The sequence below is a fragment of the Balneolaceae bacterium genome (assembly GCA_034521445.1).
Classification (GTDB): Bacteria; Bacteroidota; Rhodothermia; order Balneolales; family Balneolaceae; genus JAXHMM01.
Genome location: JAXHMM010000003.1, coordinates 180,382 through 197,094, shown reverse-complemented (window position 1 = coordinate 197,094; position 16,713 = coordinate 180,382). Strand labels below are relative to the sequence as shown.

Annotated in this window: 11 protein-coding genes; 1 reads left to right on the top strand and 10 read right to left on the bottom strand. The window is 62.5% G+C overall.

Annotated features, from left to right (window positions below; all coding sequences use genetic code 11):
• Positions 1-64: 64 nt before the first annotated feature.
• The 9 genes from tsaD to U5K31_01265 all read right to left on the bottom strand — a co-directional run bounded on the left by tsaD (position 65) and on the right by U5K31_01265 (position 12,884).
• On the bottom strand, positions 65-1,045 hold the full coding sequence (gene tsaD, locus U5K31_01305; protein MDZ7771373.1) for a tRNA (adenosine(37)-N6)-threonylcarbamoyltransferase complex transferase subunit TsaD: 981 nt from the start codon (positions 1,043-1,045) through the stop codon (positions 65-67).
• 81 nt (positions 1,046-1,126) lie between these two features.
• Positions 1,127-3,112 carry a molecular chaperone DnaK gene (dnaK, locus tag U5K31_01300; GenBank protein ID MDZ7771372.1) on the bottom strand — a complete coding sequence of 662 codons (1,986 nt, stop codon included), beginning with the start codon at positions 3,110-3,112 and terminating at the stop codon, positions 1,127-1,129.
• 78 nt (positions 3,113-3,190) lie between these two features.
• Positions 3,191-3,616, bottom strand: coding sequence for an Hsp20/alpha crystallin family protein (locus U5K31_01295; GenBank protein ID MDZ7771371.1), 426 nt, complete (start codon positions 3,614-3,616; stop codon positions 3,191-3,193).
• 149 nt (positions 3,617-3,765) lie between these two features.
• Positions 3,766-5,085: a 3-phosphoshikimate 1-carboxyvinyltransferase gene (gene aroA, locus U5K31_01290; GenBank protein ID MDZ7771370.1), complete on the bottom strand. Its 1,320-nt coding sequence runs from the start codon at positions 5,083-5,085 to the stop codon at positions 3,766-3,768.
• Between the two features lie 10 nt (positions 5,086-5,095).
• Positions 5,096-8,077, bottom strand: a complete 2,982-nt coding sequence (locus U5K31_01285) for a tetratricopeptide repeat protein (protein MDZ7771369.1) — start codon at positions 8,075-8,077, stop codon at positions 5,096-5,098.
• A 70-nt stretch (positions 8,078-8,147) separates the two neighbouring features.
• Positions 8,148-8,807, bottom strand: coding sequence for a CBS domain-containing protein (locus U5K31_01280; protein ID MDZ7771368.1), 660 nt, complete (start codon positions 8,805-8,807; stop codon positions 8,148-8,150).
• A 40-nt stretch (positions 8,808-8,847) separates the two neighbouring features.
• Positions 8,848-10,137 (bottom strand): GTPase HflX, encoded by a 1,290-nt coding sequence (gene hflX, locus U5K31_01275; GenBank protein MDZ7771367.1) that lies wholly within the window; start codon positions 10,135-10,137, stop codon positions 8,848-8,850.
• Positions 10,138-10,179: 42 nt separating this feature from the next.
• Complete coding sequence (locus U5K31_01270) at positions 10,180-10,761, bottom strand: hypothetical protein (GenBank protein MDZ7771366.1); 582 nt, start codon at positions 10,759-10,761, stop codon at positions 10,180-10,182.
• Entirely contained in the window at positions 10,758-12,884 is a 2,127-nt protein-coding gene (locus U5K31_01265) for a BatA domain-containing protein (GenBank protein ID MDZ7771365.1), read from the bottom strand. Before U5K31_01265 ends, U5K31_01270 begins: the two co-directional genes overlap by 4 nt.
• A gap of 175 nt (positions 12,885-13,059) precedes the next feature.
• Between U5K31_01265 and U5K31_01260 the strand changes: the two genes are divergently transcribed.
• A complete protein-coding gene (locus U5K31_01260; GenBank protein MDZ7771364.1) occupies positions 13,060-15,669 on the top strand; it encodes a PQQ-binding-like beta-propeller repeat protein in 2,610 nt (869 codons plus the stop codon).
• A 94-nt stretch (positions 15,670-15,763) separates the two neighbouring features.
• On the opposite strand, the gene U5K31_01255 is transcribed toward U5K31_01260, so the two are convergent.
• Positions 15,764-16,663 (bottom strand): TIGR01777 family oxidoreductase, encoded by a 900-nt coding sequence (locus U5K31_01255; GenBank protein MDZ7771363.1) that lies wholly within the window; start codon positions 16,661-16,663, stop codon positions 15,764-15,766.
• Between the last annotated feature and the right edge of the window lie 50 nt (positions 16,664-16,713).

Sequence of the window (16,713 nt, the reverse complement as noted above, 5' to 3'; positions counted from 1 at the left end):
ATATATATCAAATAATGAGTTATAGAAAACCGTTCTATAATTCATCAATGGTGTGCGCAGAACTTCAATTCGCGTAGGGCTCCAGGTCCAGGTCGTCGTACTCGCCCCGCTCAGCCTTCATATGGCCCGTGACGGCGATCATGGCCGCGTTGTCGGTGCAGTAGGCCATCTTCGGGATATGCAGGCTCAGGCCGTGATTCTCGGCCATGCGGCGGACCTTCTGCCGCAGCATGGTGTTGGCGGAGACGCCCCCGGCCAGCAGCACGGTGGACACGCCGGTCTCCTCCACGGCCCTCTCCAGCTTGACCGTAAGCACTTCCGTGATGGCATGGGTGACGCTGGCGCAGAGGTCGGCCATGTGCTCCTGCACCCATGATTCGCTCTTGTCTTCCAGGTAGTAGAGCACGGAGGTCTTCAGCCCGGAAAAGCTGAACTCGAAGCCCTCGTGGAGCATGGCCTGCGGAAAGTCATGGAATTCCGGATCGCCGCCGGCGGATTTTTCATCGATGACAGGTCCGGCGGGATAGGGCAGGCCCAGGATCTTGCCGATCTTGTCGAAGGCCTCCCCGGCCGCGTCGTCGCGCGTTTTGCCCAGCATGCGGTGCTCAAAGGGGGCGGTGACGTGCACCAGGTGGGTATGTCCCCCGCTCACCGTCAGGCAGACGAAGGGGTAGTCCGGCACCTCGTCGATGAAGTTGGCGTAGATGTGCGCGTCCATGTGGTCCACCCCCACCAGGGGCAGCCCGCGCGCCAGGCAGAGGCCCTTGGCAAAACAGAGTCCCACAAGCAGCGAGCCCATCAGTCCGGGTCCCTTTGTCACCGCCACCGCGTCGAGATCTCCCGGTTCCATGCCCGCTTCCTCCAGGGCCTGGCGGACGGTGGCCGAGATGGTGCGGTGGTGGGCGCGGGAGGCGAGCTCGGGTACCACCCCGCCGTACTGCTCGTGTACGGCCTGGCCGGCGAGGACGTTGGAGCGCAGTCCGCCGGAGGTGTAGACCGCCGCCGCGGTGTCGTCGCAGGAAGATTCGATGCCCAGGATGTTCATGGCAGCAAAATATACTAAGAAAAAGGGGACGCAACCCACAGGCTGCGTCCCCGGAATTCGTGTCGGCCGGAAGGCCGATGCTTATTTCTCTTCCTCGTCGTCGCCCTCCTCCTCGTCGACAACTTCGAAGTCGGCGTCCACGACGTCCTCCTCTTCGGAAGACTCATCCGCCTGGGCGCCCGGCTGGCCGTTTCCGGCTCCGCCGGCTGCCGCTCCGGCCGCTCCCGCGGCCCCTGCAGCGCCCTGGGCGGCCTGCTGGGCCTCCTGGGCGCTCTGGTAGATCTCCTGCGAGGCTTCGGACCAGGCGTTGTTCAGCTCTTCCATGGCGTCATCCAGCTGGTCGACCTTCTCTTCCTCATGCAGCTTCTCCAGCTTGTCGAGAGCCTCCTCGATCCTGTTTTTGTTCTCGTCGGAGATCTTGTCCTCGTGCTCGTCCAGCTGCTTGCGGGTGGAGAAGACCAGGCTGTCGGCCTCGTTGAGCTTCTCGGTGCGCTCGCGGATGCGCTCGTCCTCTTCGGCGTGCTCCTCGGCCGCCTGTTTCATCTTCTCGATCTCCTCCTCGGAAAGTCCGCTGGAGGATTCGATGCGGATGCTCTGCTCCTTGCCGGTGCCCTGGTCCTTCGCGCTGACGTTCAGCACGCCGTTGGCGTCGATGTCGAAGGTCACCTCGATCTGCGGCACGCCGCGCCGGGCGGGAGGAATGCCGTCCAGGTGGAAGCGTCCCAGCGTGCGGTTGTCCTGCGCCTTGGCGCGCTCGCCCTGCAGCACGTGGATTTCCACGCTGGTCTGATTGTCAGCCGCCGTGGAGAAGGTCTCCGTCTTGGAGGTAGGGATGGTGGTGTTCGATTCGATCAGCTTGGTGGTCACGCCGCCCAGGGTCTCGATGCCCAGGGTCAGAGGGGTGACGTCCAGCAGCACCACGTCGTCCACGTCGCCGCTCATCACGCCGCCCTGGATGGCTGCGCCAACGGCCACCACCTCGTCGGGATTCACACCCTTGGAGGGGTCCTTGCCAAAGAAGTCCTTCACGACCTCCTGGATTTTGGGGATGCGGGTGGAGCCGCCCACCAGGATCACCTGGTCGATGTCGCCGGTGTCCAGACCCGCGTCCTTCATGGCCTTCTTGCAGGGGTCGACGGTTTTCTGCACCAGGTCGTCGATCAGCTTCTCAAACTGCGAGCGGGTAATGTCGATGTTCAGGTGCTTGGGTCCCGCATCGGTAGCCGTAATAAAGGGCAGGTTTACATTGGTTTTCTGCGAGCTGGAGAGCTCGATCTTGGCCTTCTCGGAAGCGTCCTTGAGGCGCTGCATCGCCATGGCGTCCTCACGCAGGTCGATGCCCTCGTCTTTCTTGAACTCCGAGGCAAGGTGATCGATGAGGCGGGAGTCGAAGTCATCACCGCCCAGGTGGGTGTCCCCGCTGGTGGATTTCACCTCGAAGACCCCGTCGCCCAGCTCCAGTATGGAAACGTCGAAAGTACCGCCGCCCAGGTCGTATACCACGATGGTCTGGTCCTGGTCCTTCTTGTCGAGACCGTAGGCCAGCGAAGCGGCGGTGGGTTCGTTGATAATGCGTTTTACGTTGAAGCCCGCAATCTCGCCCGCCTCCTGCGTGGCTTTGCGCTGGGCGTCGTTGAAGTAGGCCGGCACCGTAATGACGGCGTCGGTCACCTTTTCGCCCAGGTACTCCTCGGCGGTCTGCTTCATCTTCTGAAGCACCATGGCCGAAATCTCCTGGGGAGCGTACTTCCGGTCCTCGATCTGTACACGGGCGGTGTTGTCGTCGCCCTTGACGATCTTGTAGGAGACCTGCTTGGTCTCGTCCTTGACCTCGTCGTAGAAGCGGCCCATGAACCGCTTGATGGAGGAAATGGTCTTGTCGGGATTGGTGATGGCCTGCCGTTTGGCCGGGGCACCCACCAGGCGTTCTCCGTCCTTGGAGAAAGCTACCACGGAGGGAGTGGTACGTCCGCCCTCCGAATTCTGGATGACCACCGGCTCGCCGCCTTCCATGACGGCAACGCAGGAGTTCGTGGTACCTAAGTCAATGCCTATAATCTTACCCATAATACGTAGTGCTTATTTTGTTTTAGCTGTTACTCTTTGCTGATTTTCTTGAAGCGAATGCGTTGGCGCCGCCCGGCCCTATTTGATGGGGATGGACTGCGCATCCTTCAGAACATCCGATTTCGGCATGGAGATCGTCAGCACGCCGCTTTTGAACTTGGCGTCGATTTCGGCGGCGTTGACGTTTTCGGGCAGCGCGAAGGAACGCGAGAAAACGCCGCTCGATCGTTCCTGACGTCGATACTCCTCGCCGTCGGCCAGCTCGCCGGAGCGTTCGCCCTTTACGGTGAGCACGGCCTCCTTGAGTGCGATGTTAATCTCTTTCTTGGTCAGTCCCGGCAGATCGAGCACAATCTTGTAGTTCTCCTCGTCCTCGATAATGTCGCATGCGGGACGAAAATCGTGACCCTTGTCTTCCAGGGGGATGATACGCTCCACGAAGTTCTGCAGATCCTTGCCGAGCTTGTTGAGCTGCTTCTCTATATCTATGGTGTATTCGCTCATTATCGTACCGGTTCGTTCGGGTTTCGTTCCAGTAATGAGCAATCACAATGCCAAAACCCCTACCGGCAGGCTTTTATGACGTATTGGCATTATTGTGAGGGGAAAACAGGCCGGGTGTCAGAATTGCGGGCAGATAAGGCGGACAACCATCAATTCGTCAGCCCCTCCAGGTCTTCCCAGAAGCGGGGATAGGAGATGGCGGCGCACTCCGCGCCGGACACCTCCGAGGGACCGGAGGCACGCAGGGCGAGCACGGCAGCCGACATGGCGATGCGGTGGTCGTGGAAGCTGCGGTAGCGCGCAGGCTGGGGACGGAAGCCGGGGTCGCCGTAGATGGTAAATCCATCCTCATGCTCCTCGAAACGTGCGCCGGCTGCGCGCAGCAGCTCCGCCACCGCCTCCAGGCGGTCGCTCTCCTTGTGGCGCAGCTCCCGGGCCCCGCGCACCGTGGAGACGCCGTCGGCGAAGCACATGGCCACGCAGAGGACGGGGATCTCGTCGATGAGGTTAGGCACCAGGTCGGGTCCGATATCAATGGGCTGCAGCTGCGAGGATCGCACGGTCAGGTCACCTGCGGGCTCCGCCCCCTCCTCCCTGCTGTTCGCAGCCTCAATGTCCGCGCCCATATCCCCCAGCACCTGCAGGGCGGCGCTTCGCGTGGGATTGAGACCTACCCCCGGCATGTGGATCTCCGCCTCCGGGTGCACGGCGCCCGCGGCCAGCCAGAAGGCGGCGGCCGAGAAATCGCCGGGTACGCGGTAAGACTGCTCCGGGACCTGCTGCGCCAGGCTGGAGGCGAGGATGCGGCGCGGACCCTCCCAGCCCGGACCGGGTCCTCCGCCCTCTCCTTCGTAGCGCACCGGCAGGCGAAGAAGGCGCTCGGTGTGGTCGCGGGAGGGCAGCGTCTCCACCACCTGCGTTTCGCCCTCCCCGAAGAGGCCGGCCAGCAGCACGCACGACTTGAGCTGGGCGCTCGGAATGGGCAGCTCGAAACGCATGGGACGCACCCCCTCATGTGGACGCACCTTCAGGGGGGCGTACTGCCCGTCGCGGGCCTCCATATGAAGGCCCATGCGCGCCAGGGGGTCTGCTATGCGTTTCATGTCACGCCCCCGGAGGGAATGGTCTCCGTCGAGCTCGGCCTCCAGTCCGGCCCCGGCCACGATGCCGCCCAGCAGGCGCATGGTCGTGCCGGAGTTGCCGCAGTCCAGGGGCGCGCCGGGTGCGCGCAGCCCTCCGCGTCCCACACCCTCCACCGTCACATGTCCCCCCTCCCGCGCAATCTCCACGCCCAGGGCGCGCATGCAGGCTACCGTACTTGCGGGATCGGCCGCCGAAGAGAAATTGCGGATCTCCGACCGCCCCTCGTGGAGGGAGGCGAACAGGATGGAGCGGTGGGAGATGGATTTGTCGGCCGGCAGCTGAAGTTCGCCGGCCAAGGCGGACGGCGGACGTAGGACTTCGATCATGGAAGGGGGATCAATCGGATTCGAGCATGCGCTGTGCCTCCCGCGCTTCCGGCGTGCCGGGAAAGCGGTCGAGAAGGGCGTTGAGGGTGTTGCGCGCCTCCCCGGGATTGCCCTGCTGGATATAGCACTCGGCGCTGCGGAGCATGGCGCGGGCCACCCAGGTGTCGAAGGCCTCGTAGAGCACCCGCACGTTGGAGTAGGCGCTCAGGGCCTGCTCATACTGTCCGCGGCGCTGGCGGCTCTGTCCCACAAGGTACTGCGCCTCGGCGCCGATTTCGGTGGAGTTGGACTCGGCCACGGGCGCCGCCAGCTCCTCGGCAGCGGCGAAGTTCTGTCGCTGCAGCTCCACCTTAGCCAGTCCCACGCTCGCCGCGTCGCCCGAAGCCGACTCAAAGTGGCCGGCCGCCGCCTCCAGCTGTCCCTGGGCCAGGCGCGCGTTACCCATGCCGATGTGCGCCTCCTGGACGTAACTTCCGCCCTCCCCTGCCAGTTTCTCGAAAAAGCTGTAAGCCTGGGCGTAGTCGCCCCGTTGCTGGTGGATTCGTCCCAGCGCCGCCAGCGAGGGCGCCGCCCGCTGTGACTGCGGGAATTCCTCCGCCACCGTCTGGTAGGATGCCACTGCCTGCTGCATATTGCCCGTCTGTTCGTAGGCATTGGCCAGGTTGAAATGGGCGTCGGGCAGCAGTTCCTGGTTATTGGTGACGCGGATATACTGCTGAAACTCCGCCACGGCTCCTTCGTAGTCGCCGGACTGCAGCAGGGTCTCCGCCTGGCGGTAACGCAGGCGGTCGGCGGTGGAGCTGCTCGGGTTGTCGGCCAGGAACTCCTCGAGCACGGTCATGCTGGAGTCGGACTCCCCGGCCGAAAGCTGGGAATACTGGATGCCGTTGACCGCCTCGATGATGTACTCGCTTTCCGGATACTCCTCCATCACGGTTCGGTAGGCCTGCACGGCCCGGTCGTATTGTCCCGCGTTGTAGTGGGCGTCGCCGATGTTGTACTGCGAGCGCGCCGCCCAGCTGGTGTTGGGATATTTGTTGATGACGGTCTGGAACTCCTCCACGGCCTGGGTGTAGTTGCCGGTATTCAGGTAGATGTAGGCGATGTTGTACTGGGCCTGCTCGCGAAGGGTGCTGTAGGGATAGATGCGCAGGAAGCGTCGGAAGGTGGTCACCGCCTCGTAGGTCTGTTCGTTGCGGTAGTAGCTGTTGCCGATCTGGAACATGGCGTAGTCGCCTCCCGGCTCGGCGCCGATGGCGGTTTCATAGGCGGAGATCGCCTCCTGGTACTGTCCCAGCGCGTAGTGGGCATCCCCTATACGAAGTTTTGTGTCGGTGTCGTAGGGATAGAGGGCGATGGAGGGGGGCTCGTACTCGTTCAGGAAGGTACGCAGAGGCTCGATGGCCTGCTGGTACTGTCCCATCTTGAAATAACTCCAGCCCAGGGCGTAGCGCGCCGCGCCGTTAAGTTCGTGGTCGGGATTCTCGTTGATAAAACGGGCGTACTGCCGGCTGGCCGGCCCGTAGTCCTGCCGGTTGTAGTAGGAATCGGCGCTCCAGAACAGAGCCTCGCGTCCCAGCTCGCTGCCTGAGGGCGCCTCGGCGTAGACCTGCTGAAATCCCTCCTGGGCCTGCTCGTAGGCCTGGTTGCGGTATTGCACCCAGGCGCGCTGGAAACGGGCTTGGCGCTTGATTTCAGGATCGATGTCGGTAACTTGTTCGGCCGCCTCGAAGGCCTGAAGCGCGCGGGTGTACTCCTTGTTGGCAAAATAGGACTCGCCCAGCAGCGTATAGACCTTGCCGGTCCAGTCGAGACTCTCCTCGTTGCGTACCAGCGGCAGCAGCACCTCGATGGCCTGCGGGTAGTCGCCCATCTCGAAGGCGGTGATCGCCCATTCGTAGTAGGCCTCCTCCACCCAGAGTCCCTCGCTGTAGCGCTCGCCGAACTGCTGGAAGGTGCTCATGGCGTCGGCGTAGCGTCCACCGAGCTTCTCGTTCACCGCCTTGTAATAGAGGGCCTTGCGCGCCAGCTCATCGTCGCCCGAAGCCGCCTGTTCGAACTCGTCGGCCGACCAGTGGTAGATCTGCTGTTTGTGGTAAACCCAGCCCAGCCCGTAATGGGCCTGCCGCTCGCGGTCGGTGCCCCGCGTACGGTTGATATACTGAAGGTAGTATTTGGAGGCCTGGTCCAGCTGGTTCAGGTAGTTGTGGCTCTCGGCGATAAGGTAGACCGCCTTGGTGCGCAGCTCGTCCTCCAGGTAGGGCATGGCCGACTCGAAGGCCTCGATGGCCTGCCCGTACTCGCCCTGCTGGTAGTAGGACTCCCCGAGGGCCGTACCGATGCGCCGGGTCATCTCATGGTTGGGAAAGCGCTCGCGCAGCAGCTCGAAGGCCACCGTGGAGGAGTCGTACCGGTTCTCGCTGAGGTAGAGGCGTCCCCGCGAATACAGGGCCTTGGGCGCCCATTCCGAATCGGGATGGTTGTCGGCCAGGGTGAGGTAGTGGGAGCGCGCCTGCCCGTAATCGCCCAAGCCCACGGCCGCCTCGGCCATCCAGTAGCGGGCCTGCGCCGACTCGGCGTCAGTCAGCCCATGGTCAAAGGATCGGCGGTAGTAGGCTATGGCCTGCGAAAAATTGGAGTCGCGCGCCGCCTTGTCACCCAGCTCGAAAAGCAGGCGGCGGCTGAACTCCGACCGGGGATGGTCGGCGAGGAAGGACTCGTAGTAGTCGGCCGTCCGCGCCGAATCGTCCTGTGCCAAGGCGCGCGCCCGGTAGAAAAGCGCCGAGGCGGCGAGCTGGTGGTCGGGGCGTTCGGAGGCGAAATCGCCCAGCAGGCGGGCCGCCTGCCGGTAGAGCCCCTGCTCGAACAGGTCCACCCCCCGGTTGTACGTCTCAAGATCGGACTGGCGGGTATCCTGGGCGGAAAGAGGAAGGGAAAGCAGGGCCAGCAACAGCGTCAGGGAAAAGAGAGTACACAGCCGGTGCGTCGGCATAGGGCGCTAGGTTGGAGTTGGAAGGTTCCTTAAGAATAGAATATATCAAACATTGAACAGATGTTCCGCACTACATGTCAAGGTAGCGCAGAAGCTCGTCGGCACGGCTTTCCATGTCCATGCCGAAACTCTCGTTTCTGGCCTCGGTGGCCACCCTGTAATCGTGGCGTCGCAGGGCGGAGGCTACGCGCGAGACATCCTCCACGTTCAGTTTGAAGGAGACGTGAAAGGAGTTGTCGTCCCCCGCCGGCGTCTCTACCGTGATGCCGAGGATTTTGGCGCCCTCCGTTTCTATAAGGTGCACCATTTCGGATAGGGTGAAGTCGATGAAGTCAAGCTGCACGGTAATCACCGAGCCCTGCTTGGCCAGGTTGAGCATCCGGCCCAGTGACTCCAACACCTTCTGCTTGGTAATTACGCCGCGGTAGCCCCATTCGCCGTCGATGACCGGCAGCAGGCGCAGCTCGTACTGCAGCATGAGGCGGGCGGCCTCAAAAACGTGCTGCGTGCCGTAGACCTTGACAGCCTCCTCCATCTCCACGTCCGCCACCCGCTCGCCCGGCGACTCCTCCAGCTCCGCGCGGGTTACCTGCCCTGCCAGGCGTTCACCGTCATCGATTACGGGCAGGGTGTTTGCCCCGCACTCGTCCATCTTGAGCAGGGCGGCCTGCACGCTGTCCTCCAGGCAGAGGGGAACGATTTCGGTATTGAGGGCCTGTTGTGTGAGCATGGTTTGGGTCTTGGGTACGCGGCCTGCGCCGCTGCGCTACTTATATAACCGTTTCGGAGTTGTCAATATTTTCCAGCATGTGCTCCAGCTTCATCAAATTCTCCTCGCTGAGACTGAAGGTGAGGCGCACGCTGGAATTGACGTACTTTTCATCGTGAATATTGGAAACGCGGTGCAGAAAAGCCACCGCTTCGTACTTGGAAACGGGAATATCCATCGTCATGGTCACAAAATCGCGCTCGATAAGCTCCTGGATGGCCTCCTCCAGCTTCTTGAGGCCGATGCCCCGTAGGGCGGAAACGAATACCGCCCCGGGCCACGCCGACTTGAGTTCGGAGATGCGGTGCGATTCGATGCGGTCGATCTTGTTGAAGACCGGCAGCGTCTTGTTGTCGCCGGCCCCCAGCTCCTCGAGGGTCTCGTTGACCACCTCGATCTGCTCCTCGAGCATCAGCGCGCCGGCATCCACCACGTGCAACAGGATGTCCGACTCCCGCACCTCGTCGAGGGTGGACTTAAAGCTTTCGATGAGGTCATGGGGCAGTTTCCTGATAAATCCCACCGTATCGGAGAGCAGCGCGTCGTAGTTGCCTACCTCGTACTGGCGAACGGTGGAGTCAAGGGTGGCGAAGAGCCGGTCCTCGGTCAGCACCCTCGTATCGGTAAGGGCGTTCATGAGGGTGGACTTCCCCGCGTTGGTGTAGCCCACCAGGGAGATGCGGATCAGGTTGGAGCGCCCCTTGCGCTGGGTCTGCCGCTGCTGGTCCAGTTTCTCCAGCTTCTCCTTCAGCGAGGAGATGCGCTTGTCGATGAGGCGCCGGTCGGTCTCGATCTGGGTTTCACCGGGTCCCCTCGTGCCGATACCACCCTGCTGGCGCGAAAGGTGGGTCCAGAAGCGCGTAAGGCGCGGCAGCAGGTACTGAAGCTGGGCCAGCTCCACCTGCGTCTTGGCGGCCGAGGTCTGCGCCCGTGTGGCGAAGATATCCAGGATGAGTCCACTGCGGTCCAGCACCTTGGCCTGGGTCTCCTTCTCAATGTTGCGGATCTGGGTGGGCGACAGGTCGTCATCGAAGATGAGCGTGGTGACGCGGCTCTCTCCCACCTGGCCCTTCAACTCGCGCAGCTTGCCCTCACCGATGAAGGTGGAGGGGTCGGGATGGATCTTGTTCTGAAGGATCTTGTCCACCACGATGCCGCCCGCGGTGTGCGTCAGCCTTTCAAGCTCGTCCAGGTACTCCTCGGCCTGAATGCGGGCCGTATCGGGCCCGTAAAGGCCCACCAGTATGGCCCGTTCCTGTTGTAAGTCAGCATTACGTACGTCGTCTAGCAATAGCTTGTCCGCCTCTGTGGGTCTTGCTTGTCAGGAAAGGTATCAATCGAACTGTTCAATCCGAAACAGTTCATGCTTATAACAACTGATCCGCCTTCCAAGTTTATGCGATATCAGCTTACGGAATGAGGGCAGGTGGGATGCGGGCACATCCAGTTCCAGACGAACAAGATCGGGGGGAGTGGCATCTTCGTCGTTGACGTAGATGAACACAAAGCGGGTGGCCCCGTCCAGCTCCTTCTCCACTATGTCGCGCACCTGGTGCCAGGCCACCGTCTGCACCAGCTCGTTGATGTTCTTGACGATGCCGTGGTCGGTGATGAATCGTTTGGAGGCCAGGTAACTCGTCACAAACCAGCTCAGTCCGAGCAGCATATAGGAACCGGCCAGAAGGATTTCGTTGCTCTGCCCGCGGTAGAGGGCCACACCCATCAGCAGGAGGGTGAGTCCCAGGAAGAGGGTGGAAAAGAGGGGATAGCCCTTCAGTTTGCCGGCCCTCCAGCTCATCCGGATGTTGCGCAGTCGGATCACCTTCACGCCGGTGTCGACGGCCAGCACCGCCGATCCCGCGGTGAAAATGCCCAATAGGACCCAGAGAGTGATATTGAATTCGGTGTCGATCATGAGAGGGTTTCCGCCCGGTAGAGGCGTGAGACCAGAGATTCAGTAAGTAACAGCAAAAGTGCGGCCCACACAAACCAGTTCCAGATTTCGCGGCCAAAACCGGCCGACCGGAGCTGCGCGTCAAGCTGATCGGCGCTGAGCTCCTCGGCTGATATGACGCCGGAAACAGCCGCCTGCTCTCCGTAGTAGGACCGCAGCTGCTGTTCTCCTAACGTAGCGAAACGTGATTCCATTATGTCCAGATTTACCGCCACCCGGTGAGTCTGCTCCCCCGCGGCTATTTCGAGGATGCCGGGTTCCCATTCGCGGCCCGCATACTGAAGGCGCATGCCCTCGGGCCGGTTGCTCACCTGCGGACGCGCCTCCCGGTCGTTGAGGGAAAGGGTCGCCATGCTGCCCGTGAGGTCGGTCTGCCGGTCGAAGGGGCGGCCCAGGGTGTGCTGCACGATGCCTCCCTGCTCTCCGGAGGCCGCGTAGAGCAGGCTGCGGTAGTAAAAGGGGGCATAGAGAGGGCTGACCGGGAAATTGCTCCATCCCGGGTCGGAGCCTATGGCGGAGATGAGCACGGTGCCCTCCCCAAAACGCTGCTCGGTGAAGAGCGGGTCGCCGTCCTCCGTCTCCAGGAGCACGTAGGAACCGGTGTTGGAGGGCTCGTCGTATTGGTAGTGGTAGTAGATTTGCGGCATATCCAGGCGGATGTCCTCCCCTTCCTCCGTTTCAAAAAGGTCGTCCAGCACCGGGTGCCCCTGTACCAGGCCGGCCATCTGCGCCACGGACTCGAAGGAGGCATAGGTTCCGCTCACGTCGTCGTAGCTTCCCCCGTTGAAGAGTTCAAAGAAGGCGTTGTAGTTCGTCACGTCGCCCTGCTCGGAAGGGAAGAAGAGAAGTCCCCCGCCCTCCTGTACGTAGCGCTGCAGCGCGTCGAACCAGTATTCGGGCACGTGCTGCGGTCCGTCGAGCACCAGCACGCCCGACGTCTCCCAGTCGGCGGGCTCGGCCTCCGCAAAGGTGTTAAGCTGTACCTCCAGCTGCATGTCGGTGAGCTGCGCCGCTTCCAGGGCGGGACGCAGGTAGGACTGAAAGGAGCTTTCGCCCTCTCCCTCGCGGCGTAGTACGGTGACCGAACGCGACTCGGGCACGCGCACCACAAAATGGCGCACGTTGTCGTAGGCCAGTTCATCACCTTCCAGCATGACCCGACCGGTGTTGTCGCCGGTCTGCCCGGGTATGTAGTCAAAGCTGAAGGTGCGGTCTTCCCCGGGCTGCAGGCCGAATTCGTACTCCCCGCGGATCTCCCCGCCCGATTCCAGCGACAGGTACTGGTTGGTCACGGGTTGATCGCCCTCGTTGCGCACGTCCACCAGCAGCTCCACGGGCGAGCCCTGGTTGACCATCTGTCCCCCGAGCTCCACCGAGGCGATGGAGACGTTCTGCTGGTCGGCCTCGTCCAGCAGTACGGGTTGTATCACCATGTGATCGGAGGCGTGGTCGCCCAGTTCGACCTCCCCGCTGCCGGCAAACTGGGAGGCCTGACCGTCGCTGATCAGGTAGAGAACCACCCCGGTGGCTGTGGACTCTTCCAGGCTCGCCGCGATGCCTTCCAGCACCTGCGGCAGGTAGTTGCCCCGGGGCACCGGCTCGATTTCGTTGACGAGTTCCCGGGCGCGGGAGGCGTTCACCAGGGTGCCTGCACGTCCCTCCCCGTTGGTGGTGGCCACCATAAACTGGTCGCCGGCACCGGCACGGTCGAGGATCATCCCGGCCACCTCACGGGCGCGATCGATCAGGGGACCCGAAGGACCCACGCGGCTCATGCTGGGACTGTTGTCCACCAGCAGCACCCGTATGCGCGCCTCGCCGGAACCTGAAGTGCTGCTGAGCGTAGGAGGTAGAAAGGGGCGGGCAAGAGCCAGGGCCAGCAGCAGCACGGCGGCCGCCCGCAACGCCATCAGCAGGTACCTCTTAATGCGGATGCGCCGCAAGGTGCTCTTTTGGAGCTCACGAAAAAAGGCAAGCGTGGAGAATGCTACGGTCCGCGGGCGGTGGATATTGATCAGGTGTATCACCACGGGCACAGCCACCGCCAGGAGTCCCAGCAGAAAGAGCGGGTTGAGGAAATTCATTTACTCGAAATTCATTACTTTAAGCCCCGCCGGCGGCCGGCTTCCGGAAGGCTCTTTGAATGTCGTCTCATAAGCTATAAAATAAACAGCTTGTAATTAACATTATTACGAGGAAATTCTAAACGCACCCATGGTCCGCCCCTTACAACCGGCACGTTTCGCTGCATTGCTGCTGATGAGTTTCCTGCTTGCTTCCTGCTCCGGCGGGAGGGAGTGGGACCAGGCCGTGCCGGCCAAGACGCCTTTTGTGCTCATGCCTGCACAGGACGCCACCCTGCAGTCGGCCCTGGAGGCGCCCTACATCCCCTTCCTGGACGACGTGACCGGATCCGCCATCAACCTGGTGGGCGAAGTCGCCCGCCTGTCCGGAAGCGACCCCGCGCTGCGCGCCGTGCTGCTCTATCCCGGCACCGGCAACGCCCTGCAGCCGGTCTGGGTGGCCGAGGCGCCCGGGGGACTCCCCGACGCCTTCCGCGAACATTTCTACCGTGATTTCACCCAGAACGAATATACCTTCCACGGGGTGCGCATCCACCGCCTGCACGTCAGCGAGCGGGTGATTTTCGCGGCCATCCACCGCGGCTCCCTGCTGCTATCGGAGTCGAGCCTGGCGCTGGAAAACATGCTGCGCACCTACCGCGGCGAGCAGGATGCGCTGGACCTGCGCGCGCTCTCCGCTCCCCCGGGCTCCTTTGTGCTTAATACGCCCAGCCTGGGACGCTGGGCGGAGCAAGTGGCCCGCATTATGTACCGCCCCTCCCTGCTGGGCAGTTTCCGAGGTTCGGCCCCCATGGTCATGCGCATGGATACCGCCGCGGCGGGCGACAACCTGATGCTTCGCTTTTCGGCTTCCATGGACCTGACCGGGGGAGGCGGCCGCAGCGAGCTGGTCTCCGCCCTGTCCACAGAGAACCGCCCTCTGCTGCTGGACCGCTACATCTCCTCCGACGCGGCCGCCTTCGGTATTTTCCGCCTGGAGCCGCCCTCCTCGCCTCCCGACACGCTCTCTGACCCCACACCGCTGGATTCCGCCCTGGTGACCGATCCCGGCCTCTATCCCCTGCTGGCCCAGAGCATGTCGCCGGAATTCGCCATGGTCATGTATGCCGAGTCGGGCTATGAATCGGTGGGCGAACATCTCTTTCTTAGGCGTCTCGCCAATCCCGGCCAGTTCCGACAGCAGCTGCAGAGACTGCGCGACAAGGGAGTCATCGAACTGCGGGACGGAGTATGGCTGGCCTCCGGGCGCCTACTCTCCGGTCTGATCGGTTCCGGACTCGGCTCCTACGACGAATACTACCTGAACATCACTGGGGAGGCGGCCGTAATTTCCAAGCGCAGGGGACTTACCGAAGTGGTGGCCTCCGACCGCGACCGGAGGCGCGTGATGTACTACGACGCCAACTATACCTCCATACGGGAAGGTCTCCCCGACGAGGTGAGCGGCCTGGTGGTGACGGGTCCCGACTTTTCGTCCTTCATCTCCTCCTACCTCGCCCCCGATACCTATATAGACGTCCTTACTGACCAGTTCGATCTGCTTGCCCTGAGCGCCCGGCGCGCGGACGACGGCAACAAGCTGGACCTGAAGGTGGAAACCTTCCGTACGCAGCAACGCACCTCACCCTACGAGGAAAACTGGATTAAACCCGACATCGGACCGGACCTGAGCGGGCGCCCTGTGCTGGCCGACTTAGGGGGGAGTCCCCGCAGCGAGGTGATCGTCGCGACGCGGAGCGGAAGTGTCATGGCACTGGCCGCATCCGACGGTACGGAGGTGCTTCGCGTCAACACCGGCTCGGACACGCCCGTAGGGGCGCCGGTGGTCTACGACTGGTACGGTACCGGGCAGAACGTAATTCTGTTGGCAGCCGGCAACAAAATCTACGGCTGGAACGATACCGGAAGCCCCCTTCCGCAGTTTCCCATGCAGCTTGACGAACAGGTCACCACCCCGCTGATGGTGGGCGACGTGAACCGCGACGGACAGCCGGAGGCCATTGTGGGTACGGCCGACCGCCGTCTGCACGCCCTGGACGGCCGGGGCAACAACATCCAGGGCTGGCCGGTTTCCACCAACACCAGCATGACCCGAACGCCTCTTGTGGCGGAAATCGACGGGGAGCAGACTGTAGCGGCTTTCTCCGAGAACACCGTACACGCCTGGAATGCCGACGGCAGCCCGCGCGAGGGTTATCCCAAATTCATCAACGCCTCCCTGACATCTTCCCCCGTGCTCCACGAAAATCATATCCTGGGCGGAGGCGCCGACGGTTATCTCTACGCCATGGGACCAGGTCCCTTTTTCCAAGACTCCCTGGACGTGTATAACGATTTCGGAGTCTCCGGTCAGACCCCGCAGGCCGTTTACGTTTCCAACAGCAGCCTCAGCGGCACCCCGGCGGTACACACCCTTACCGTTCGACCCAACCCTGAAGAGGATCCTGTTACCCGCCCGGTGATCCTGACCTCCAGCTCCAATGGATCGGTCTTCCTGCTGGGACTCGGAGGCGAACTTCTCTTCACCGGAAGTATGGGCCAGCCCATCTCACAGGACACCTCGCCCACCCTGGCGGACGTCAACGGCGACGGCCGGCCCGATATCGTGGCCCTGGCCAATTTCGGCAGGCTCTACGCCTGGGATACGGTGACCGGGGAACGCATAAGTCTTCCGACTGCGGGCATGGAATTCCCCGTGCTTGAGGACCTGAACGGGGACGGCTATGTGGAGCTCATCGCCCGGACGCGTGAAGGGCTGCGTTGTTGGACGCTTTACGGCGACTGATGTCGCCGTAAAGTCGGAAAGTCTTAAAGTCGGAAAGTCTTAAAGTCTGGAAAGTCGAAAAGTCTAATAAGTCGGAAAGTCCGGAGTCGGGGAGTCAGAGGATGTCGGCCAGCGCTTCGCGGAGAGATTCATAGTGAAAACGGAAGCCCGCCTGCTGCAGCTTTTGGGGCTTCACGCGGTGGCTCCCAAGAATGGGCTCGGCGGCCTCGCCCAGCGCCAGGCGCAGCGCGAACTCCGGCACGCGGAACAGGGAGGGGCGCCGTATGACCTCACCCAGCACCGACGCAAACTCCCTCATGGTCACCGGCTCGGGTGAACTCAGGTTGTAGGGTCCTTCAAAATCGGGGTCGGTAGCCGGATAGAGCAGTCCCCTGCACAGGTCGTGCATGTGGATCCAGGGAAAATACTGATGGCCGCTTCCGACGGGTCCCCCCACAAAATAGCGGAAGGGCGGAAGCATCTGCTGCAGGGCCCCGCCCCCTTTTTCAAGGACTATACCCAGGCGCGGGATGGCCAGCCGGGTACCCGTGGCGGTCACCTTGCGGGCCTCCGCCTCCCACTCCTGCGTGACCTGCGAGAGAAAGGAGTCGCCTGGGGGAGCCGATTCGTCTAACACCTTTTCGCCCCCGTCGGCGTAGTAATCCACCCCCGACACCGATACCATAAGCGAGGGGGGTTCCCCGGCGGCGGCGATAGCCTCCACCAGCGAGGAGGTGGTCTCCAGCCGGCTGCTGCGGATGCGCTCCTTGATCTCCTCGGTCCAGCGCTGCCCGAAAATGGACTCCCCCGCGAGATTGATCACCACATCCGAGCCGTCCACGGCGGCGTGCAGCTCCTGGGGCTCCCACGAGACAAACTGCTGGTTGCGCGCCATTTCCTTCTCGTAGGTGGCGGGCGTTCGGGTGACGATGGTCACCAGGTGTCCCTCCTTGAGCAGCTGGTCGGTCAGGCGGGTACCGATAAAACCAGTCCCGCCGCTTATAACTATCTTCATATCATTCGTTTTGATCCAATCTGCAAAGCATTACATTACTCCGTATATAA